Origin of the sequence: Bradyrhizobium sp. UFLA01-814 (genome assembly GCF_046718885.1) — a bacterium.
In the GTDB taxonomy this organism is placed as follows: Bacteria; Pseudomonadota; Alphaproteobacteria; order Rhizobiales; family Xanthobacteraceae; genus Bradyrhizobium; species Bradyrhizobium elkanii.
In genome coordinates this window covers 22,673-44,999 of record NZ_JAQOSR010000061.1, presented here as the reverse complement: position 1 = coordinate 44,999, position 22,327 = coordinate 22,673, and the positions used below count along the sequence as shown (strand labels likewise).

Genomic DNA, 22,327 nt, shown 5'->3' with positions numbered 1-22,327 from the left:
GCCAAGGAGCGCGAGGCCGCGCTGGCGGGCCAGTTCGATACCGCGCTGAACAACATGCCGCACGGCCTGTGCATGTTCAGCGCCGACGGCCGCGTTGCGGTGATGAACCACCGCTTCATCGAGATGATGCAGCTGTCGGACGATTTCGTGCAGCGCGGCGCCAGCGCGACCGACATTTGCAACGCCTGCGTCCTGTCCGGCTCGATCTCGGCCGCGGCCGCGCAGCAGATTCTCTACGAGATCGAGAGCTCGCAGCGCGGCGATATCGTCACCAGCGACCCCGATCCCACCAAGAACCGCTCGCTCGACTGGACCTTCCAGCCGATGGCCGGCGGTGGCACGGTGGTGCTGGTCGAGGACATCACCGAGCGCAAGGACGCCGAGGCCCGGATCAGCCACCTCGCGCGCTACGACGAACTGACCGCGCTGCCCAACCGCGTCAATTTCCGCGACGAGATCGGCCGGCTGCTCGCCATGCAGCACGGCGACCATCGCTCCGCATTGCTGTTCGTCGACCTCGACCAGTTCAAGCAGGTCAACGATACGCTCGGTCATCCCTGCGGCGACCAGCTGCTCTGCGCGGTCGCCGAGCGGCTGCGCGAGATGCTGCGGCCGGAGGATTTCGTGGCGCGGTTCGGCGGCGACGAGTTCGTGGTGTTCCAGCAGAACATCCACTCGCACGAGGACGCTGCAGCACTGGCGCGGCGCATCGTCGACCGCCTCAGCGAGCGCTACAAGATCGACAACCATCTGGTCGAGATCGGCGCCAGCGTCGGCATCGCGATGACCGCGCCCGGCGTCGGCGCCGACACGTTGCTGAAGAACGCCGACATGGCGCTCTACCGCGCCAAGGCCGACGGCCGCGGCACCTTCTGCTTCTTCCGCGACGAGATGGCGCAAACCGTCGAGGCCCGCCGCATCCTCGAGCTCGACCTGCGCAAGGCGCTCGCCAACGAGGAATTCGAGCTGTTCTACCAGCCGCTGATCAACCTGAAGTCCGGCAAGGTGAGCACCTGCGAGGCTCTGCTGCGCTGGAACCATCCGGCGCGCGGCACGGTCTCTCCGGTCGACATCATTCCGGTCGCCGAGGACATGGGCCTGATCGTCGATCTCGGCCGCTGGATCCTGCGCAAGGCCTGCATGGAATGCATGAAGTGGCCCGAGGCGGTCAGCGTCGCAGTCAACTTCTCGCCGCAGCAGTTCCACCAGCGCGACGTCTTGAGCGAGGTACGCTATGCGCTCGAGGTCTCCGGCCTGCCGGCGCACCGTCTCGAGATCGAAATCACCGAATCCTCGCTGCTGCACAACACCGAACTGACCCACGACGTGCTGTCCCAGCTGCGCTCGCTCGGCGTGCGGATCTCGCTGGATGATTTCGGCACCGGCTACTCGTCGCTCAGCTACCTGCACAATTTCCCGCTGCAGAAGGTCAAGATCGACCGCTCCTTCCTCGAGGGCATCGACAGCGACCGTCCGCTGACGCTGCTGCGCGGGGTGGCGCGGCTGTCGGCGGATCTCGGCATGTCGGTCGTGGTCGAGGGCATCGAGACCAATGAGCAGCTCGAACTGATCAGCGCCGATGGCGCGGTGACCGAAGCACAGGGATACCTGTTCAGCCGGCCGGTTCCCTCGGTCCGCATCCGCCAGCTGCTCAATGCCTCGCACGGCCGGCGGACCGACGAGCAACTGCACGTGGTTCCCTCGCGCTCGATCGCTTGAACCCGGCGCGATACCTCAATCGATAGTTGTGAGAGCCTTCGGCTGCACCATTCGTAGTGTGCCCTTGCGGCCAGAGGTTAACCGTATTGCCTCGATTGCTTTGACGGAAATTAAGAAGCTGTTAATCTTTTGGCTCGCGCGTTGAAGTTGTTGAGTTGTTCAGGGAGTACCAAATGAGGTCCGCGGCCGAAGCCATCAAGCCCGCGACAGGAAGGCTTGCGGACCCTCTGGATCAAGTCGATTACCGCCTCGCTCAGACCCCGGAACAGAAAGACGAGATCTACCGGCTTCGCTATCGCGCCTATCTGCGCGAAGGCGCGATCCGGCCCTCGGCGGACGAGCGGGTCGTCGACCGGTTCGATGATGCGCCGAATGCCTGGGTGTTCGGTGTCTATCTGCAAGGCGAACTCTGCAGCTCGATCCGCATCACCGTGGTGACGCCGGAATGGCGTACCTCGCCGACGCTCGAGGTATTCGGCGACGTGCTGTTGCCGAAGCTTGATCAGGGTCTGATCTTCATCGACTCGACGCGCTTCGTCGCGGATCCCGAAAAGGCCCGGAACAATCCGGAACTGCCCTATGTCACGGTGCGCCTCGGCTCGACCGCGGGCGTGCATTTCAATGCCGATTACGGCCTTGCACCGGTTCGGCCCGAGCACATGGCGTTCTACCGGCGCGTGTTCCTGCACGAGACTTGGTCGGAGCCGCGGCTCTATCCCGGGCTGGTGAAGCCGGTCGGCTTGATGGCGTCGCATCTACCGACGGTGCGAGAACGCGTGCTGGCCCGCTATCCCTTCCTGCGCTCGAGCGCTTTCGAGCGGCGAATGCTGTTCGACCGTGAAGGCCAGTTGCAGCCCGACGGCGTCGTGCAGCCGTTCGAGCGCGCGTCGATCGTGCCGAATCCCTGAGGGAATCGGCATTCTCATCGAGTCAGTGTCGATCGACTGTTGCGCGCAGGCCAAATTGTCCTGCAAAAGCGGCCGGTTCCCGCGAACCTTGCCTTCCCTTCACCATCGCGCCACATTTGCCACCCATTAACCATCGGGGGCGCTTTTCGCCATTGCCTGGCATTTGATGGGGTCCAGCAAGGTCTCGTCAAGGTTGACGGAACGTTCGCTTAACCATCGCCCTGTAGACCGATTGGGTAGTACGAAGAGCGCGAGCGTGGAGGCTCCGGGAATGAATTATCTCCAGGGTATGAAGCTGGTTGCGGTTCTGGCGGTGGCGCTGTCGATGGGTGCCTGCGCCAACAAGAACCCGTTGGACGCCAATGGCGCAATTGGGGGCGCCGCGACCCCGGGCAGCCAGCAGGATTTCGTGGTCAATGTCGGCGACCGCGTGTTCTTTGAGAGCGATCAGACCGATCTGAGCCCGCAGGCGACGGCGACCCTCGACAAGCAGGCGCAGTGGCTGCAGACCTATAACCGTTACTCCTTCACCATCGAAGGTCATGCCGACGAGCGCGGTACCCGCGAATACAACATCGCGCTCGGTGCCCGCCGTGCCCAGTCGGTCCGCGCCTATCTCGCCTCGCGCGGCATTGATCCGAGCCGCATGCGCACCATTTCCTACGGCAAGGAGCGTCCGGTCGCGGTCTGTAACGACATCTCCTGCTGGTCGCAGAATCGTCGCGCCGTCACCGTGCTGAACGCCAGCTCCTGACGCGATCCTGAATGAGTGTTTTCAAGCCGGCGCCTTCGGGCGCCGGTTTTGTTTTGGCCGCGTGAAAGCCCGGCCCGCCGTCATCAAGATGAACGAAGCTGCGCGCAATTGGCCGCTTGCTTGTTCCAGCGTCCGTACTAAACCGGTATCCCGCGACGCTGACCCGGATTTGAAGTGCCAGTCACAATTCCGGCGCACTCCGTCTTTCAATGTCGCTCGCTTTTCACGTCGATCTCGTCGTCAGGGCAAAATGTCATCCAGGATTCATTTTCTTTCTTCCGCCGCGGCGATCGCGGCGCTGTTCGCCGTTTCCGCGCCAGTGTTTGCCCAATCCGACGATTCCGATGCCGAAATGCGGATCGAGCGGCTCGAAAACCAGCTGCGGCAGCTGACCGGCCAGAACGAGGAGCTGCAATACCGCAATCGTCAGCTCGAGGAGCGCTTGCGCCAGCTCGGCGGCCAGCCGCCCGGCCCTGGTGGACAGGCCCCGGCGGCGCAGCCCGGCGTTGCGGCGGTGCCGCCGGCGCAGCAACCGCAGGCCTACCCGCAGCAGGCGCAGCCGGGCTACGCCCAGCCCCAGCAAGGCTACGGCCAGCCGCAGCAAGGATATGGCAGGCAGCCGCAGGGCGGCTATGACCAGCAGCAACAGATCGCGGCGCCCGCGCCGGTTGTGCAGGAGCCCGCGCCGGGGACGGCTCCCGGCCGCCGCGGTCGTGGCGATGCCTTCGATCCGACCCAGAACCCGAACGCCCCTGGCGCGCCGCGCGTGCTCGGTGGCGGCGGCCAGATGCCGGTGCAGAGCAATGCGGCGGTCGGTGCCCCCGGCGGCCGCGGGGCGGGCGAGCCGCTCGATCTCGGCAACACCAGCCCGCAGCGTGCCCCCGGCGCGAGCGCGGCCCTGACCACATTGCCGCCGTCGGCCACGCCGAAGGACGAGTTCGACCTCGGCATCGGCTACATGCAGCGCAAGGACTATGCGCTCGCCGAAGAGACGATGAAGAACTTTGCGGTGAAATATCCGAGCGATCCGCTGGTGGCGGACTCGCAATACTGGCTCGGCGAAAGCTATTTCCAGCGCCAGCAATATCGCGACGCTGCGGAGACCTTCCTCGGCGTGACCACCAAGTTCGACAAGTCCGCGAAGGCGCCCGACGCGCTGCTGCGGCTCGGCCAGTCGCTGGCGGCGCTGAAGGAAAAGGAAGCCGCCTGCGCCGCGTTCGGCGAGATCTCGCGGAAGTACCCGCGCGCGTCCGGCGGGGTCAAGACCGCGGTTGACCGCGAGCAGAAGCGCGTGAAGTGCTAAACCAGATGCGGGAAGGCCGCTTTCGGCCTCTCCGCCAGCAGCTGGTTTTGCGATGCCCGACGATCAATCCGCTATCCCGGCAAGGGACGCCAAGCGCCTGTTCGCGGGCCTCGCGGGCGCGCCGGCGATCCTGCTTGCGGTGTCCGGCGGTCCCGATTCAGTCGCGCTGATGTGGCTGGCCGCGCGCTGGCGCCGTGCGCTCGCGCAGGGACCGCGGCTGGTGGCGGTCACCGTTGATCACGGCCTGCGTCCTGAAGCGGCTCGCGAGGCGCGCGACGTCAAGCAGCTGGCGCGAAGTCTCGAGTTGCCGCATCACACGTTGCGTTGGACTGGACCAAAGCCTGGAACCGGCGTGCCGGCGGCCGCGCGCGCGGCCCGCTATCGCCTGCTCGCGCAGGCCGCACGCAAGCATGGCGCCACGCATATCTTGACCGCGCACACCCGTGACGATCAGGCCGAGACGCTGTTGATGCGGATGCTGCGTGGCAGCGGCGTTGCGGGCCTCTCGGCAATGGCGCGCGAGACCGAGCGCGACGGCATCTTGCTGACACGGCCGTTGCTCGACATCTCCAAGGCGCAGCTGATCGCGACGCTGAAGAAGGCGCGCATTGGCTTTGCCGACGATCCGACCAACCGCGATCGATCCTACACGCGTCCACGGCTGCGCGCGCTGATGCCGATGCTCGCGGAGGAGGGTGGCGACGCGCGGAACCTGGCGCGGCTCGCCGCAAGGATCGCGCGCGCCAACGCCGCCCTGGAACTGCTGGCCGACGGCGCCGAGCACTATCTTGCGTTGAAAAGCGAGGATAACCCTCGTACCGGCTTCGACGCTGCGCTGTTCGCGGTGATGCCCGAGGAAATCCGCGTCCGTCTGCTCAAGCGCGCGATCGACCGCGTCGGGCATGAGGGGCCGGCCGAGCTCGGCAAGGTCGAAACCCTACTCGCCGCGGTCGATCAGGCCATCGATGGCGCCTTGGGAAAACGCGAATCCAAGCTGAAACAGACGCTTGCCGGAGCGGTCATCAGCGTCGCCGCCGGCCGTATCAGGATCGGGCCGGCGCCACCCCGCCGGGCGCGCTCCCGCTGAGCCGGGTTCGATTGTTTCAATCGCTGTCATAATCCGGCAAGGAGGCTTAACCACCCCGGAAAAACACCGGATTCAGCGCCATTTTTTGACCGGGAATCGCGCTAGGATGCGGTAAATAGTCGTGCGTGGTTCCCTTGGCATCGACCCCAGCGGCACCTAGATTGTAGGGCATCGACGGGATGGATTCCCTGGGGATTCCCACAGAGCCTGCCCAAGGATTAGAAGAGGCCGCGATCCGCGCGACCACGAAGGAAGACCATGAACGCCAATCTGCGGAATTTCGCCCTCTGGGTCATCATTGTCCTGCTGTTGCTGGCGTTGTTCACGCTTTTCCAGAATCCTGGCCAGCGCTCGTCGTCCTCGGATATCTCGTTCTCGCAACTTCTGACTGAAGTCGATCAGGGCCATGTCCGCGACGTCGTGATCCAGGGGCCTGAGATTCACGGCACCTTCAACAACGGCACGAGCTTCCAGACCTACGCGCCGAGCGATCCGTCGCTGGTGAAGCGCCTCTACGACGCCAAGGTGCAGATCACCGCGAAGGCGCCCGGCGACAACGTGCCGTGGTTCGTCTCGCTGCTGGTCTCGTGGTTGCCGTTCATCGCGCTGATCGGCGTGTGGATATTCCTGTCGCGGCAGATGCAGGGCGGCGCCGGCAAGGCGATGGGCTTCGGCAAGTCGCGCGCCAAGATGCTGACCGAGGCGCACGGCCGCGTCACCTTCGAGGACGTCGCGGGTGTCGACGAGGCCAAGCAGGACCTGCAGGAGATCGTCGAATTCCTCCGCGACCCCGGCAAATTCCAGCGGCTCGGCGGACGGATTCCGCGCGGCGTGCTGCTGGTCGGCCCTCCCGGCACCGGCAAGACGCTGATCGCGCGCGCGGTCGCGGGCGAAGCCAATGTGCCGTTCTTCACCATCTCCGGTTCTGACTTCGTCGAAATGTTCGTCGGCGTCGGCGCGAGCCGTGTCCGCGACATGTTCGAGCAGGCCAAGAAGAACGCGCCGTGCATCATCTTCATCGACGAAATCGACGCGGTCGGCCGTCATCGCGGCGCCGGTCTCGGCGGCGGCAATGACGAGCGCGAGCAGACGCTGAACCAGTTGCTGGTCGAGATGGACGGCTTCGAGGCCAATGAAGGCGTGATCCTGATCGCGGCGACCAACCGTCCCGACGTGCTCGATCCCGCGCTGCTGCGTCCCGGCCGCTTCGACCGCCAGGTCGTGGTGCCGAACCCGGACGTCGTCGGCCGCGAGCAGATCCTCAAGGTTCACGTCCGCAAGGTGCCGCTAGCGCCGGATATCAACCTCAAGACCATCGCGCGCGGCACCCCGGGCTTCTCGGGCGCCGACCTGATGAACCTCGTCAACGAGGCTGCGCTGACCGCCGCCCGCCGCAACAAGCGGATGGTGACGCAGGCCGAGTTCGAAGAGGCCAAGGACAAGGTGATGATGGGCGCCGAGCGCAAGTCGCTCGTGATGACCGAGGAAGAGAAGTTGCTGACGGCCTATCACGAGGGTGGCCATGCCATCGTCGGCCTCAACGTCGTCGCGACCGATCCGATCCACAAGGCGACCATCATTCCGCGCGGCCGTGCGCTGGGCATGGTGATGCAGCTGCCGGAGCGCGACAAGCTCTCGATGTCGCTCGAGCAGATGACCTCGCGCCTTGCCATCATGATGGGCGGCCGCGTCGCCGAAGAGCTGATCTTCGGCCGCGAGAAGGTGACCTCGGGCGCCGCCTCCGACATCGAGCAGGCGACCCGCCTTGCCCGCATGATGGTGACCCGCTGGGGCCTCTCGGAAGAGCTCGGCACCGTCTCCTACGGCGAGAACCAGGACGAGGTGTTCCTCGGCATGTCGGTCTCGCGCACGCAGAACGCGTCCGAGGCGACCGTCCAGAAGATCGACTCCGAGATCAGGCGTCTGGTCGAGGAAGGCTACAACGAGGCGACCAAGATCCTCACCGAGAAGCGCGAGGATCTCGAGGCGCTCGCCAAGGGCCTGCTCGAGTTCGAGACGTTGACCGGCGACGAGATCATCGACCTGTTGAAGGGCAAGAAGCCCAACCGCGAGTCGGTGCTGGAGCCGTCGACGCCGCGCGCCTCCGCCGTGCCGCCGGCCGGCAAGCCGCGCCCGCGTCCCGATCCGGACACCGGCATGGAGCCGCAGCCGCAGGCGTAAGCCTCGCCCGCGATGGCCGGCACGTGCGGCAAACCAGTTGTGCAAAAGCTCGGCCTCAAGCCGGGCTTTTGTATTTTTGTCGACGGGTTGTCCGTTCCCTACGGTGACGTTGTCGGCGAATTGCCCGCCGATGTGCTGGTGGCGAAGACCGCACGGGCACCGCTCGATGCCGTGCACCTGTTCGCCGCCAAGGCCCAAGGCCTTGCGGCCAAGCTGCGGCGTTACCGTCAGGCGATCGCCCCTGACGGCATGATCTGGGTGTCGTGGCCGAAGAAGAGTTCGGGCGTCGCCACCGACCTTACGGAGAGACAGGTCCGCGAAACCGGGCTCGCGAACGGCCTGGTCGACGTCAAGGTCTGTGCGGTCGATGACGTCTGGTCGGGACTGAAATTCGTGATCCCCGTCAAGGACCGCGGCAAGCGCTGAGATCGCGCCTTTCGAATATCCTTGGCCCCCGGTGCGGCGCCGTGGCATCCTCGCGCCAAGCCGTCAAACGGCACGGCCGCGTTGTCTGAAGGCGCGGCAAGAAAAGGGGAGGGGAGGCCGATGCGCAAGGCATTCGGCGCGCTTGGCGCCATTTCGTTCCTGCTGCTGCCCACGTCTCCCATCGCCGCCGAGATGCGCGGCGTCACATCAACCGAAATCAGGATCGGCCAGACCATGCCCTATAGCGGGCCGGTGTCGGCGTTCGGCGCACTCGGCAAGGGCGAAGCCGGCTATTTCAGGATGCTGAACGAGCGCGGCGGCATCAATGGCCGCAAGATCAACTTCATCTCGCTGGACGATTCCTACGCACCGCCGAAGACGGTGGAGCAGACGCGCCGGCTCGTCGAGAGCGACGAGGTCGCGCTGATCTTCTCCTCGATCGGCACCGCGCACAACACCGCGATCGCAAAGTACCTGCAGGGCAAGAACATCCCGCAGCTGTTTCTGGCCTCCGGCGCCTCGAAATTCGGCGACATCGCGCAATTCCCGCAGGCGACGATGGGCGTGCAGGCGCCGTTCCGCTACGAGGCACGGCTGTATGCGCGCTACGCGCTGGCGAAGAATCCGAATGCAACGTTCGCCGTCATCTCGCAGAACGACGATTACGGCCGCGACTATCTCGCCGGCCTCAAGGACGTGCTCGGCGAGAAGTATGATACCGTCGTCACCGTTGCGACCTATGAGATCACGGATCCGACGATCGACTCCCAGATCGTCAAGCTGAAGGCCACCAATGCCGACGTCTTCGTGATCGCGGCGACGCCGAAATTCGCGGCGCAGTCGATCCGCAAGGCCTTTGAGATCGGCTGGCGGCCGATGACCTTCCTGTCCAACACCGCGGTGTGGATCTCGACCGTGATGCAGCCTGCCGGCGTCGAGGCCGGCACCGGCATCATCTCCACGGCCTATGTGAAGGACCCGGACGATCCGGCCTGGAAGGACGATCCCGGCATGAAGGGCTGGCGCGAGTTCATGACCAGATACGTGCCGGAAGGCGACCAGCACGACACCAACTACGTCAACGCCTACAACAGCGCGATGGCGCTGGAGGCGGTGCTGAATGCCTGCGGCGACGATCTCTCGACCGAAAACATCCTGCGTCAGGCATTCGCGATCAAGGGCCTGGAATTGCCGATGCTGCTGCCGGGCATCAAGGTCAACACCTCACCGGCCGATCACGTGCCGGTCGATCAGATGCAGCTGATGCGTTTCAACGGCAAGACCTGGGATCGCTTCGGCGAGCTCCAGACAGGGAATTGATTATCGCCATTCTAAGCCCGTCATCCTGAGGAGCCGCGAAGCGGCGTCTCGAAGGATGAATCGGCCACAATGCGGCCGTGCATCCTTCGAGGCTCGCCCAGCGGCGCAATTGCGCCGCAAGGCTCGCACCTCAGGATGACGGGACAAGCAGCGCGCGACGCTTGAGGAAGCAATAGCGTACGCTACTTCGCCTCCTCGGCCGCCGCCGCCGCCGCGCCGGCCTTGGTCTCGTCCGAGCGCACATGGATCACGGCGATGTCGTCCTTGTACAGCCGCTTCCAGCCCTTCAGATGATCCAGTGCGTTGCCGGCCGACGAGTCCGAGCTCAGCAGCGTGGCATCGATCCGGTACTTGTCGAGCAGGCCCAGCAGCTGGCCGACGTCGCGGGCATCGAGCGCATCGTAATAGTCGAGCACGAATTGCTCGCCATAGAGCTCGGCGCGGCCGTCTATGAACACTTTCATGTCTCGGCTCACCATGTAGCCGCCGAACGGCGCGGTGCTGAACACGCGCTGCGCCTTGTGCTGCTGCAGCACATCGACCGCGGCAACGGGCGAGAAGATCGGCAGGAACTTGAACTGATGCTGCGCGACGAACATCGCCGTCGTCACCCAGGCGCCGATCACCATCGCGATCACAGCCAGGATCGTGACGAGCGGGAATGAGCGCGTTTCTCCGAAGCGGGCGGCGGTGGCGCCTGTCGTTCCCCATTGCTCGGCGATCGGCTTGGCGAGCACCAGCGGAGCGATGAACGCGAACACCTCGATGTTGCGGACATGGCTCAGCGCCATCCAGATCAGCCCGAGCAGCAGCAGGATCCGCGGCACCGACAGCGTCAGCCTGCGATAGCAGATCAGGCCGATCAGACCGAGCAGCGTGGCTTCGAAGAAGCTGGGCTTGCTGAAATCCGCCGGCTTCCATTCCCCGATCAGCGTCAGCAATTTGCCGAGGCTGAGGATCTTGGTCGCGCCGAGCAGGCTATTCCAGCCATAGGGCGTCAGGCAACTCGCGGCCAGCGCGGCGAGGCCGAACAGGCCCCATCGCACGACAAGCTGACGGCGGCGGCCGGGCTCCGCGTTCCACACCGCCTCCAGTCCGATCGGTCCGATCAGCGCCAGGCCGAGAACGAAGCCGCCATGCAGATTGGCCCACAGCGTCATCAGCGGCAGCAGCCACCACGACGGTGAGGTGCGGCGATCCGCGGCCACGAGCAGGCCGCCGATGAACGCCAGCAGCACCGGCAGCGCCAGCACATGCGGCCGCGCCAGAAAGTGGATCGTCGACAACAGCAGCGCCAGCGCCGCGATCAGGAGCGCGCGCGCCGGATCGAAATACGGGCTCAACAGATGCAGGAAGATCGCGACCGTCGCGCCGATCGCCATCGACGACAGGATCACCGGTCCGGCCCAATCGCCGCCGTAGACGAGCGCGTACGCCACCTGCGACAGCCACGAGCTCGAGATCCAGGGCTCGCCGAAGCGGGTGAACGAGAACACGTCCGATGTCGGCATCGCGCCGTGTTCGAGGATCCACTGTCCGACCCTGATCTGCCACATCGTGTCGGAATCGCGCAGCAGGATTTCGCCGGCCGAGAGATAGAACAGATAGGCGCCCACGGCGGCGCACAGCGGCACCAGTCCTCGCGCCGCGCTACGGCTGCTCACGCTGCTGGTGATGGAGAGTGACATGCGCTTTCTTGCTTGTTTCGGCCGGGGGCATCCAGAGCCAACGCCACGCGTGACGCCAGCGCGTACTCGACCACGGCTTCCGATAAATTCGGGTAAATGCCGCAGCGATATCGCGCGCATGCGCAAGATCAGATGTCTCGATTTCGAGCGATCGCCTTAGCCGGCGATTTACCATCGTGGCCCTGATCCGGTTCGGGAGGGGCCGGAGCGCCGCCGGCTCAATCAGAGGTGGTACCAGAGGTTGCAAAAAATCCTTACAATTCCAGCTTGTCATTCAGTCTGAATAGTTGTTCACTTCTTCAGACGATTGCGGGATCAATCGTTCAAAACGTTGAAGACTCGTGTGTTCTGCCGGTGGGCGCCGGCCGGGGCGCACGGCGGGGGGACGGAACGCCATGGTTTACCGGCGAACTCATCAGGTCGTGAAACGGCTGGCCGCGCGGCGCAGCGCCATCCTGTCGGCTGCGCGGGACGCGGCGGCGGCGGGCGGCATGGCGGCGGTCCAGATCGCACCCGTCGCGGTGCGGGCCAATGTCGCGGCCGGAACGGTCTACCGCTATTTCCCGTCGAAGGCCGAGCTGATCTCGGAACTGATCACGGAAGTCTCGCGCGACGAGCTCACCGCGATCCGGCGCGCCGCCGATGCCGCGCCAGGGCCGTCATCGGCGCTCGCCGCTGCGGTGACGACGATCGCCGTCCACGTGCTCTCGCAACGCAAGCTTGCCTGGGGCATTTTGGCCGAGCCGGTCGACGTCGACGTCACCGCCTCGCGCCTCGCCAGCCGCCGCGATATTTCCGGCGAGCTTGCCATGCGCATCGATGCCGCGGTGCGCGCCGGCCACCTGCCGGCACAGGACACGGCGCTGGCCGCCACCGCCTTGCTCGGCGCGCTGCACGAGGCGCTGGTCGGCCCGCTGGCGCCGGCCAATCTCGACGATCCGATCAAGCTGCGTGACGCGGTGCAGACCGTGACGCTGCTTGCGCTGCGCGCGGTCGGCGTGATGGACGCACGTGCGCGTGGCCTCGTGGTGCAGGCGACGACCCCGGCGAAGGCGCTGGTCGGCGCCTGAGGCCAGGGTGAGGCCAAGGCGCGCGAAGAACACTTCTGTCGCAATGGCGTTGTAGTTTTGCGGGCTGGGTTCAACCAACCTCACGGAGCAACGCATGACGACGACCCATGGCTCGGCCAAATGGCAGGGCGGCATCAAGGACGGCAAGGGCGCGATCTCGACCAAGAGCGGCGCGCTCTCGGATTACCCCTACGGCTTCGCCAGCCGCTTCGAGGGCAAACCGGGTTCGAATCCGGAGGAGCTGATCGGCGCGGCGCATGCCGCCTGCTTCACGATGGCGCTGTCGCTGATCCTGGGCGAAGCCAAGCTTACGGCGGAGCATATGGAGACCAAGGCCGATGTGACCCTGGAGAAGGTCGCCGACGGCTTCGCCATCACCGCGGTGCACCTGACGCTGTCGGCGAAGATCCCGGGCGCCGACAACGCGACGTTCCAGGAACTAGCCGGCAAGGCGAAGGCCGGATGTCCGGTGTCGAAGCTGCTCAACACCAAGATCACGCTCGACGTGTCCTTGCAGGGTTGATCGCCCCGCGGCGGGCTAGCGCGTTTTCGCGCGAAGCGGGCACCGGTTCGCGTGAAGAAAACGCGTCAAACAAGAGAATCTAGAGCTGCGCGTCGCCCCTGGGGCCGACCGAGGCGATGCGCAGCATATTGGTGGTGCCGGGGGCGCGCAGCGGCACGCCGGCGACGATGATGACGCGCTGGCCGGCCTTGGCAAAACCGTCGCGGAACGCAATCGAGCCGGCGCGGTCGACCATGTCGTCGAGATCGTGCGCGTCCTCGGCGACCACGCAATGCACCCCCCACACCACCGACAGCTTGCGGCCGGTGACGAGGTTCGGCGTGATCGCGACCACCGGCACCTTGGGCCGCTCGCGCGCCACCCGGATCGCGGTCGAGCCTGACGACGTCCAGCAGATGATCGCCGACAGGTCGAGCGTCTCGGCGATCTGCCGCGCGGCGTCGGCAATGGCGTCACCCACCGTCGCTTCGGGATCGACGCGCTGCGCGTTGATCACGTTGCGATAGGTCGGGTCGCGCTCCACTTCCTCGCCGATGCGGTTCATGGTCGAGACCGCCTCCACCGGGAATTTGCCGGCGGCGGATTCCGCCGACAGCATGATGGCGTCGGCGCCTTCGTAGACGGCGGTGGCGACGTCGGAGACTTCGGCGCGCGTCGGTACCGGCGCCTGGATCATCGATTCCAGCATCTGGGTTGCGACCACCACCGGCCTGCCGGCGCGGCGCGCCATCCGGATCATCTGCTTCTGCAGGCTCGGCACCCGTTCCAGCGGCAGTTCGACGCCGAGATCGCCACGCGCCACCATCAGCGCGTCCGACGCTTCGATGATGTCGGCAAGGCGGTCGATCGCCTGCGGCTTCTCGATCTTGGCCATCACGGCGGCGCGGCCGCGGATCATCTTCTTGGCCTCGATCACGTCCTCGGCACGCTGCACGAAGGACAGCGCGACCCAGTCGATCCCCTCCGGCAGCGCGGCTTCCAGGTCGGCGCGGTCCTTTGCGGTCATCGCCGACACCGGCAGATCGGTATCGGGCAGGCTGACGCCCTTGCGGTCCGACATCTTGCCGCCGATCACGACGCGCGTGACCGCGCGCTCGGGCGAGGTTTCCTCGGCGATCAGCCGCACCTTGCCGTCGTCGAGCAACAGCGCATGGCCCGGGCGGAGCGCGGCAAGGATCTCCGGATGCGGAAGCTGGACGCGGCTGTTGTCGCCCGGCGTCTTGTCGGAATCCAGAATGAAGCTCTGGCCGTTCTTGAGCTGGGTCGAGCCTTCCGCGAACGAGCCGAGCCGCAGCTTCGGCCCTTGCAGGTCGACCAGGATGCCGATCGGCCGGCCGTAGCTCGATTCGACATTGCGGATGGTCTTGACCAGTTCCCGCATCTTGTCATGCGGGGTATGGCTCATGTTGATGCGGAAGACGTCGGCGCCCGCCTCGAACAGCTTGCGGATCATCGCGCTGTCTGAGGAGGCCGGGCCGAGCGTTGCGAGGATCTTGATTCGACGCAGTCGTCTCATTGTTTGTTTCCGGGTGGTGCGGCTGGCGGCAGACCAGACGCGCCCGGAGGCGCTGCGCCCGGCGGCGGGTTGGGCAGGCCCGGCATCGCCCCGGGACTTCCTGGACCCACGCCGCCCGGCATTCCCGGTACTTTCTGCGGCTGTTGTTCGTTGGCTTCGGTCAGCTGAACGGTCCATGCACGCTGCTCGCCGGTGTCGACCTCGAAGAAGCCGGTGCGGTCAAACCCGCGCGCCAGGCAATTTTCGGTGCCCTTGATGGTGAATTCCTTGTCGCGCGAGCACATGAAGGCCTGGCCGGACCATTCGCCGCCGCGATCATAGTCGAGAGCGTAGATGTAGTAGTAGCGCGCCACAAGGTTGCCGCGCAGCAAGGTCTCGCAGGTGCGCGACGACACGTTCCACCAGCCCTCGGTGGTCCAGCCCTCGGCGTCCTTGTAGCCGAGCGCGATGCCGACGCGGCTCGAGGTGTTGTTGCAGAGCCGGAAATCGGCGGCCGCCGGACTCGTCCACAGGCAGGCTGCGACAAGCGCCAGCACCGGCAGCAGGCCGACCAGGATCAGGCGGATATTGCGGGGAGCTGAGGCGAGGGAATCTGTTGGGCTCATGCAGCGAAGCTATATCAAATCATGGACGATTTCGCGTGCTCGGCCGGCACTGTCAACGGGCGGGCGCCCGTCTGCGACGCTGCCGGACCGTGGCCGGGGTGGCCGGACGGGTCCGTTCTGCGCGCCGATATGGCAAAATCTGTGACAATTCCCACCTGATATCAATATGGTGAGCGCGACACACGGGATCACGATCATGAGCATTGACGACAAAACCAGAACGGAACTCGAGGCCGCGGTCTTCCGGCGTCTCGTCAGTCACCTGCGCAACCGCACCGATGTGCAAAACATCGATCTGATGAACCTCGCCGGCTTCTGCCGCAACTGCCTGTCCAACTGGATGAAGGAAGAGGCCGACGCCAAGGGCCTTGCGGTGAGCAAGGACGAGAGCCGTGAGGCGGTCTACGGCATGCCGTATGAGGAATGGAAGGCGAAGCATCAGGGCAGCGCGACGCCGGAGCAGCTCGCGGCGATGAAGAAGGCCCAAAGCGGGCATTAAGCTGACAGTGTCATTCCGGGGCGATGCGAGAGCATCGAACCCGGAATCTCGAGATTCCGGGTTCGTCCTTCGGACGCCCCGGAATGACATTGTTCCGCGGCCGTCCGCATCTCCTGTGGGCGCGCTGTGGATGAGCGCGATGTTTCCTTGACGGAACGCGCGGCAAAATCGAGGGTCGCCCGCAGCAAGCGGTGCGCAAGGCGCGTATTCGCGTAACATTTTGATACCTGTTCAGGAGTGCGCGATGGCCACCACGTCTGCCGCCGTCAAGGAAGAGCCCGCAACGCGATTTGCCAAGGACCAGCTCAAGTCCATCATCGAGCGCATCGAGCGGCTGGAAGAAGAGAAGAAGACGATCTCGGACGACATCCGCGACGTCTATGCCGAGAGCAAGGGCAACGGCTTCGACGTCAAGGCGCTGCGCGCCATCATCCGTCTGCGCAAGCAGGATCCGAACGAGCGCCAGGAGCAGGAGACCATCCTGGAGACCTACATGCAGGCGCTGGGGATGCTCTGAGGCGGCCGGCGGCCACCCTGCCGGGCGTTCTGCAAGGCGCCCCCCAAAGGCTCTCCCCAACGCTCTCGCCAACGCTCAGGTCAAAGCTGCTGGAAGACCTCCTGTCGAGGCTTGGGTGAAATCCCGGGATTTGCTACACTGCCGGCGAGGTAACCGGGCAGATCGTTCAGATGGACGTGCCAGGACCAGAGCGCCGGCTCGCTGCGGTCCTCGCCGCCGACATGGTCGGCTATAGCCGCCTGATGGAGGCTGACGAGACGGGCACCCTTGCGCGCCTCAAAACCCATCGCATCGAGCTGATCGATCCGGCCATCGGCAAGAATCGCGGCCGCATCATCAAGACCACCGGCGACGGCCTGCTGGTCGAATTCCACAGCGTCGTCGATGCGGTGCTGTGCGCGGCCGAGGTCCAGAGCCGGATGGCGAAGCGCAACGCCGATGTCGCGCCGGCGCGCTGGATGCAGTTTCGCATCGGCATCAACCTTGGCGACGTGATCGTTGACGGCGCCGATATCTTCGGCGACGGCGTCAACGTCGCGTCCCGCCTGGAAACGCTGGCCGAGCCCGGCGGCATCTGCATTTCCGGCGCGGTCCGCGATCAGGTCGGCGATCGCCTGGAAGATCTGAGCTTCGAGGATCTCGGCGACCAGACCGTCAAGAACATCGCGCGCCCGATCCGGGTTTTCCGCGTCCATCTCGAAGCCCGTGTCAGGCCCGTTCCGGAGCACCCGAGTGCGGTGGCTGCCCCTGTCGTCGCCAAGAAGCCCTCGATCGCCGTGCTGCCGCTCGTCAACATGAGCGGCGATCCCGAGCAGGAATTTTTCGCCGACGGGCTTACCGAGGACATCATCACCGAGCTGTCGCGCTTCCACGATCTGCTGGTGATCTCGCGCAACTCGACCTTCGTGTACAAGGGCAAGGCCGTGAAGGTGCAGGATGTCGGGAAGGAATTCGCCGTCGACTACGTGCTGGAAGGCAGCGTGCGGAAGGCGGGCGGCCGGATCCGCGTCACGGTGCAGCTGATCGACGCCGTGGCCGACCGGCACGTCTGGGCCGAACGCTACGACCGCGAGCTGGCCGACATCTTCGCCATCCAGGACGAGATGACGCGCGCGATCGTGGCGACCCTGCCGGGGCGCCTCGAGGCTGCCGCGCATGACCGCGTCAAGCGCAAGCCGACCGACAACATGGCGGCCTATGAGTGCGTGCTTGCCGCCAAGGTGCTGCATCATCGCTCGGCACGGGACGACAACGCGGAGGCGCAGCGCCTCCTCGAGCGGGCCATCGTGCTTGACCCGAACTATGCCCATGCCCACGCTTGGCGGGCCTGCGTGCTCGGCCAGACCTGGGTCTACAACTGGTGCACCGACCGCGACGCGACCATGGCGCAGGTCGCCGCCGAGCTCGAGATCGCGCTCAAGCTCGACGACAATGACAGCGACGTGCACCGGATCCTCGCCGCGCTGAACCTCAACCGCGACGACCACGACAAGGCCGCCTTCCACCAGGAGCGCGCGCTCGCGCTGAACCCGAATTACGACCTCGTCGTCGTGCAGCAGGGCGAGCTCCTGACCTGGCTCGGGCGGCCCGAGGAAGGCATCGACTGGATCAAGCGGGCGATGCGCCTCAATCCGTTCCATCCGGAGCGCTTCTGGAGCCATCTCGGCCGGGCCTGCTATTGCGCCGAGAAATACGCTGACGCCGCCGAGGCGTTCTCGCGGATCACGCGCCCCGACCATACCCATCACGCCTTCCTCGCGGCGACCTTCGCGCAGATGGGTAACACGGTGGCGGCCTCCGCCCACGCCGCCGAGGTGCTGAAGCGCGAGCCCACTTTCTCGGTTGCCGCGCATCTGACAACCCAGCGCTACAAGTGCGAGCCCGATCGGGCGCGCTACGAGGCCGGCCTGCTCAAGGCAGGGCTGCCGGCCTGAACCGGCGGAAAGCTATCTTGTCGGTAGAAGCGCGGCTCAGCGCAGCGAGGCGGTGCGGAGCACGAAGGACTGGGTCGTCAGCAGGGCGGTCGCCGAGCCCGAGAAGCGGTCGCAGGTCATGCCCATCATCGGATCTTCCGAGAAGGTCATGACGACGGCGGCCTGCGGCTTCACGAAATGAGCCCGCATCATCGTCATGTCGGTGTCGCCAAGCACCGTGGTCAGCATGGCATTGCTGGCGCTCGGCGCCAGCATCACCACGCGCATCCAGATATCGTTACCCTTGGCAGCCGAGATCCGCGCGGAGGTCGTGATCACGCCCTGGCTCGGTGCGCCCTTGGCAACGACGGTGTTGATTTCGGTGCTAGGAGCCGCGGCATTGCGCGTCGGGCGTACGTTGCGCGGGATCGGCGCGGTCGCTGCGACGATGTTGGCGCGATCGACCGGTGACGCCGCCGCCGGCGCATAGGCCAGCGCCTTGTTGAAGTTTTCGGTTGTCGTGCTGGCAGTGGTCTGCGGATCGGTACCGCCGACCGCCTCGCGGGCCTTCAGCGCGGCAATCTGCGCCGCCGACGCCTGCTTCGGCGCCTCACCCTCGTCGCCCCAGAAGCCGCGGGCGTTGATGATGTCGGCAGGCGATTGCGGCGCGGTGTTCTCGGCCACCTGCACCATTTGCACCGCGGGCTTCGCCTTCGGCATCGGGACGAGCTGGGCGTCGGCGGCGGCGAGCTGGATGGCGGCGGCGAACTGCGGCTTGGCGCGCGGCAGCGGAACCGGATCGGCGGCTTTGGCGGGCGCGGCGGCGGCCACCACGGTGTTGGCGGCGGGCTTGTCGTTCACGCTGGCCGCGCCTTCGTCTTCATCGTCACTCGACTTGCCGCCACCGAACAGCTTCGCGAACAGGCTCGGCTTGCCGATGGTCGCGGCATCGTCACTATTGCCGCGGCGCTCGATGTCGGCCTTGGCGAGCTCATAGCCCTTGAGCGGCGTGCCGTCGGTCGGGACATGGACGGTGCGGCCGTCGGGGAACACCCTGACCAGCTGCTCGCGGGTCATGCGCGGCCAGTGGCGAATGCTGCCGGTGTCGAGATGGACGAACGGCGAGCCCGAGGTCGGATAGAAGCCGACGCCGCCGCGCTGCAGGCGGAGGCCCGCGTAGCGGATCTGCTCCAGCGGCACGCCCGGGATGAAGAAGTCCATCGCATGCCCCAGCATGTGCTGGCTGTGGCGCGCAACGCCCGAGGAGCGGCGGCGGAGCATGGCGTTGGTGGCAGGGGCGCGATAGGCGGAGATAATCTGGATCGGCTGCTTGCCGCCGACGTCGTTATAGACGTCCCACAGGATGTCGAAGAGGTGACGGTCCATCACCGTTTCATCCTGGGAGCGCCAGTCGCGCAGGAAGTGGTTGAGCTGCTTCAGCGCGCCTTCGTCGTAGCGGCCCTCGCGCTTGAAGGTGACGGTGAGGTCTTCGCCGGAATGGGTGTGGTGGAAGGAGAGGGTGCGGGTCTGGTTCAGCGCGGTGGCATCGTGCACCGATCCCGCGCCCGCCAACAGCAATAGCGCAGTCAGGCCGACTTGGTATCCGGCCTTAGGCAACGACAGCGGATTGCAGCGGCGTGCGAAGACAGCCAGCACTATGAGCCCACCCAGTCGACGAGCGTTCGGTCGGCATCTTTCGCAGACCCCCTGCGGAAGACGGTGAACGCTTTCTTAAAGCGGGAGGGTTAACCGAGGTTTACCGACCCGCCCCCAAGTTAGGCTTAACTAACTGGGCGACTGTGGCAAAAGATAGCCCTGCTCCCCAGCCGAGACCCGAAATGGTTAACGTAAACGATCTCGCCTTTTGAGCGAGATCGTTGATTTTGCTTCAAAATTTATCCCAATCGGGCGGAAATGCAGATTAGCGGGTGATCACCCGGCGCTGCTGCTGGGCCTGCCCACGACGGATCGGCTGCGGCTCCGGCTGTCCGAATCCCCCGAACAGGCGCTCGAAGAAGTTTGGTCCGGAGGAGCCAAAGCCGTTGTCGCCGGCGACATTGACGCCGGCGGGCAGGCTGCTGCTCGGCGGACGCGAGTAGCTCGGCTGGGCGTGCGCCACCACCGTCTCGAGATCCTTGCCGCGGCTGTTCCTGAGCAGCGACAGCATGCTGGCATCGCGGCCGTAAACGTCCCTGCGGAACTGCAGCTTGCCGGCGTCGTCCACGAACGCGGTCTGGTAGGTGATGTTCACCGGAATCGGCGTCGGGAATTTCAGGTCGACCTCGCTCGAGCCGTACATGCTGCGGATCCGCTCCGGCGTGTAGTGCTGGTTCGGCTCGGTGATGTTGAGCAGGACGGCGGCGTACTGATCGGGATTCTGCACGCGCATGCAGCCGTGGCTGAAAGCACGCTCGTCCTTCGCGAACAGGTACTTGTCCGGCGTGTCGTGCTGATAGACCAGGAACTTGTTCGGGAAGTTGAAGCGGATGCGGCCGAGTGCGTTGGCTTCACCCGGCGGCTGCGAGATGTGGATCGAGCCGTCGCGGTTGCGCTCGAGCCTGAGGCCCATGCGCTGCAGCACCGTCGGATCCTGCTGCAGGGCCGGCAAATACTCGTTGTAGATGATCGACGGCGGCACGTTCCAGGTCGGATTGACCGTGATGTACTTCATCGTCTCGGTCAAAAGCGGCGTGGCATGCTGGCCGGGCTTGCCGGTGACGACTCGGGTGGTCCAGACCGGCGCGCCGTTCTGCATCACCTTCAGCGTGTAGTCCGGGATGTTGAGGATCACATAGGCGTTGCCGACACTGGCGGCGCCGAGCTGGCGCGGCAGCCAGCGCCAGCGCTCCATGTTGACGATCACGGTGTCGATCTGCCGATCGCGCTTCGGATTGTTCAGCGCCTTGACCGTGCGCTCGTCGAGAACGCCCGTCGGCTTGAGGTCGACGCTGCTCTGGAATTTCTCCACGGCCCGTGCGACCGTCGCGTCATACTTGGTGCTGTCGGCATCCTCGGTGATGCCGAGCTTGTTGCGCAGGTCCGGCACGCGCGGATCGTCCATCTCGACCGCGGCCTGCTTCTTGCGCGCCGGCAAATATTTCAACGTCGGGCCGTCCGCGATCGTGATGACCGGACCGTCGCCCTGGCCACGCAGCTCGGCGAGCTTCTTCTTCAGCTCCTTGTAGAGCTTCTGCTGCGGGTTGTAGCCGTCGAGCGCGGCGGAGGCGTCCTTGGCGGAGGTCACATTGGCGAACACTTCCGCCGGATCGATCGGGTGCTCCGGATAGAGAATGTCCGCCGACACCTGCGACCAGTGCATGCGGCCGCTCTGGGCCTGGCGCGCATAGTCCAGCATGCTGGACGCGAGCTTCAGCTCGGCGTCGGCCAGCGCGTCCGGCGAGGTCGCCGCGGCGAAATCTGGCACCGGATAGTCTGATGCATCGAGGCCGTCGGCGGCCGCGTCCTTCAGGCGTGCGATGACGCCCTTGCCGGCATCGGTCAGCTTGCCGGCCTTGGTGAACACCGGCGCGTATTCGCGAGCCGAATAGAATTTCTCGGCCGCAGCGCGCTCGTTCTTGCGGTCGAAGGTACGCAGCGACTTGCTGGCGAGCAGTTCGCGCAGCTTGTCGGCAACCGGCTGATCCTCGGCGGCAACGTTGCTCGCTGCCTTCGCCGGTTCGCTCGCCGGAGCTGCGGCGGTCGCGGGAGCAGGCGCTGTGGCCGGCGCCGCGGCCGTTGGAGGCGCGGGGCTTGCGGCAGGCGCGGTGGCAGTTGCAGGGGCGGGGGCCGCCGGCGCGATGGCGGTATCGGTCTTCGGCGCATCGGCGGGCTTCGTGGCCGGCGCGGTCGCTACATCGGCGGGCTTCGGCTCGACCGCCTTTGCAGTCGCGCTCGGCTCTGCCGGCTTGGCGTCGACCGGCTTTGTCTCAGCAGGCTTGGCCTCGGTGGCTTGCACATCCGCTGGCTTCACGTCGGCCGGCTTGGCTGCATCGGGCAGCGCTGCGGTGGTGTCGGCCTTGAAATCGCTTGCGGTGGGGGGCGGCACGTTGGCCGGTTCGGGGCGCGGGATCGCCGCGTCGATCGCGAGTTCCGAAGCGCTGGAGTGAGGCCTGTCCTGCGCGAGGGCCGAGGTCGCGGACACCGTGAGGAAGGTTGCCGCGACGGCCATCAATACGCGGTCAAATCCTCGACGGTTGTTCGAACAGTCACGCATCGTCACACCCCCTGGGTGAAACTGCCCCTCGTCAAACTGGAACAGTTCAATTCAGAATTTGGTTTCATAGCTTGCGCGAAGCGCC

At 65.6% G+C, this 22,327-nt stretch carries 18 protein-coding genes; 13 read left to right on the top strand and 5 right to left on the bottom strand.

Translation table 11 applies throughout. From position 1 onward, the window contains the following. The 8 genes from PMN64_RS19885 to PMN64_RS19850 all read left to right on the top strand — a co-directional run. The coding region (locus PMN64_RS19885; protein ID WP_411781835.1) for a putative bifunctional diguanylate cyclase/phosphodiesterase at nt 1–1,719 on the top strand (1,719 nt) is incomplete at its 5' end. 173 nt (nt 1,720–1,892) lie between these two features. Continuing rightward, on the top strand, nt 1,893–2,627 hold the full coding sequence (locus tag PMN64_RS19880; RefSeq protein ID WP_411781834.1) for an N-acyl amino acid synthase FeeM domain-containing protein: 735 nt from the start codon (nt 1,893–1,895) through the stop codon (nt 2,625–2,627). 271 nt (nt 2,628–2,898) lie between these two features. Further along, on the top strand, nt 2,899–3,381 hold the full coding sequence (pal, locus tag PMN64_RS19875) for a peptidoglycan-associated lipoprotein Pal (protein WP_016846948.1): 483 nt from the start codon (nt 2,899–2,901) through the stop codon (nt 3,379–3,381). Nucleotides 3,382–3,631: 250 nt separating this feature from the next. Then, on the top strand, nt 3,632–4,684 hold the full coding sequence (ybgF, locus tag PMN64_RS19870) for a tol-pal system protein YbgF (protein ID WP_411781833.1): 1,053 nt from the start codon (nt 3,632–3,634) through the stop codon (nt 4,682–4,684). 52 nt (nt 4,685–4,736) lie between these two features. Further along, nucleotides 4,737–5,771, top strand: a complete 1,035-nt coding sequence (gene tilS, locus PMN64_RS19865; RefSeq protein ID WP_411781832.1) for a tRNA lysidine(34) synthetase TilS — start codon at nt 4,737–4,739, stop codon at nt 5,769–5,771. A gap of 258 nt (nt 5,772–6,029) precedes the next feature. Then, nucleotides 6,030–7,952, top strand: coding sequence for an ATP-dependent zinc metalloprotease FtsH (ftsH, locus tag PMN64_RS19860; protein ID WP_018268750.1), 1,923 nt, complete (start codon nt 6,030–6,032; stop codon nt 7,950–7,952). A 39-nt stretch (nt 7,953–7,991) separates the two neighbouring features. Next, nucleotides 7,992–8,378, top strand: a complete 387-nt coding sequence (locus tag PMN64_RS19855; RefSeq protein ID WP_411781831.1) for a DUF3052 domain-containing protein — start codon at nt 7,992–7,994, stop codon at nt 8,376–8,378. Between the two features lie 120 nt (nt 8,379–8,498). Then, nucleotides 8,499–9,698, top strand: coding sequence for an ABC transporter substrate-binding protein (locus PMN64_RS19850; protein WP_411781830.1), 1,200 nt, complete (start codon nt 8,499–8,501; stop codon nt 9,696–9,698). Nucleotides 9,699–9,880: 182 nt separating this feature from the next. Here PMN64_RS19850 and PMN64_RS19845 read toward each other — a convergent pair whose 3' ends face one another. Then, complete coding sequence (locus PMN64_RS19845; RefSeq protein ID WP_411781829.1) at nt 9,881–11,386, bottom strand: hypothetical protein; 1,506 nt, start codon at nt 11,384–11,386, stop codon at nt 9,881–9,883. 395 nt (nt 11,387–11,781) lie between these two features. On the opposite strand from PMN64_RS19845, the gene PMN64_RS19840 reads away from it, so the two are divergent. Both PMN64_RS19840 and PMN64_RS19835 read left to right on the top strand, forming a co-directional pair. Next, nucleotides 11,782–12,456 carry a TetR/AcrR family transcriptional regulator gene (locus PMN64_RS19840; RefSeq protein ID WP_026191806.1) on the top strand — a complete coding sequence of 225 codons (675 nt, stop codon included), beginning with the start codon at nt 11,782–11,784 and terminating at the stop codon, nt 12,454–12,456. Nucleotides 12,457–12,550: 94 nt separating this feature from the next. Next, nucleotides 12,551–12,979 carry an OsmC family protein gene (locus PMN64_RS19835; RefSeq protein WP_411781828.1) on the top strand — a complete coding sequence of 143 codons (429 nt, stop codon included), beginning with the start codon at nt 12,551–12,553 and terminating at the stop codon, nt 12,977–12,979. 79 nt (nt 12,980–13,058) lie between these two features. On the opposite strand, the gene pyk is transcribed toward PMN64_RS19835, so the two are convergent. Together pyk and PMN64_RS19825 are read right to left on the bottom strand one after the other, a co-directional pair. Further along, nucleotides 13,059–14,495, bottom strand: coding sequence for a pyruvate kinase (gene pyk, locus PMN64_RS19830; RefSeq protein ID WP_028340635.1), 1,437 nt, complete (start codon nt 14,493–14,495; stop codon nt 13,059–13,061). Then, on the bottom strand, nt 14,492–15,100 hold the full coding sequence (locus PMN64_RS19825) for a DUF1036 domain-containing protein (protein WP_035631531.1): 609 nt from the start codon (nt 15,098–15,100) through the stop codon (nt 14,492–14,494). Before PMN64_RS19825 ends, pyk begins: the two co-directional genes overlap by 4 nt. Nucleotides 15,101–15,296: 196 nt before the next feature. On the opposite strand from PMN64_RS19825, the gene PMN64_RS19820 reads away from it, so the two are divergent. The 3 genes from PMN64_RS19820 to PMN64_RS19810 all read left to right on the top strand — a co-directional run bounded on the left by PMN64_RS19820 (nt 15,297) and on the right by PMN64_RS19810 (nt 18,050). Then, nucleotides 15,297–15,599: a DUF1244 domain-containing protein gene (locus PMN64_RS19820; RefSeq protein WP_026191804.1), complete on the top strand. Its 303-nt coding sequence runs from the start codon at nt 15,297–15,299 to the stop codon at nt 15,597–15,599. A 244-nt stretch (nt 15,600–15,843) separates the two neighbouring features. Continuing rightward, a complete protein-coding gene (locus PMN64_RS19815; RefSeq protein WP_016841616.1) occupies nt 15,844–16,116 on the top strand; it encodes a DUF2312 domain-containing protein in 273 nt (90 codons plus the stop codon). A 170-nt stretch (nt 16,117–16,286) separates the two neighbouring features. After that, on the top strand, nt 16,287–18,050 hold the full coding sequence (locus PMN64_RS19810; protein ID WP_411781827.1) for an adenylate/guanylate cyclase domain-containing protein: 1,764 nt from the start codon (nt 16,287–16,289) through the stop codon (nt 18,048–18,050). A 36-nt stretch (nt 18,051–18,086) separates the two neighbouring features. Here the strand turns inward: PMN64_RS19810 and PMN64_RS19805 are convergent, their stop codons facing one another. Both PMN64_RS19805 and PMN64_RS19800 read right to left on the bottom strand, forming a co-directional pair. After that, nucleotides 18,087–19,685: a DUF882 domain-containing protein gene (locus PMN64_RS19805; protein WP_411781826.1), complete on the bottom strand. Its 1,599-nt coding sequence runs from the start codon at nt 19,683–19,685 to the stop codon at nt 18,087–18,089. A 265-nt stretch (nt 19,686–19,950) separates the two neighbouring features. After that, a complete protein-coding gene (locus tag PMN64_RS19800) occupies nt 19,951–22,242 on the bottom strand; it encodes a L,D-transpeptidase family protein (RefSeq protein WP_411781824.1) in 2,292 nt (763 codons plus the stop codon). Between the last annotated feature and the right edge of the window lie 85 nt (nt 22,243–22,327).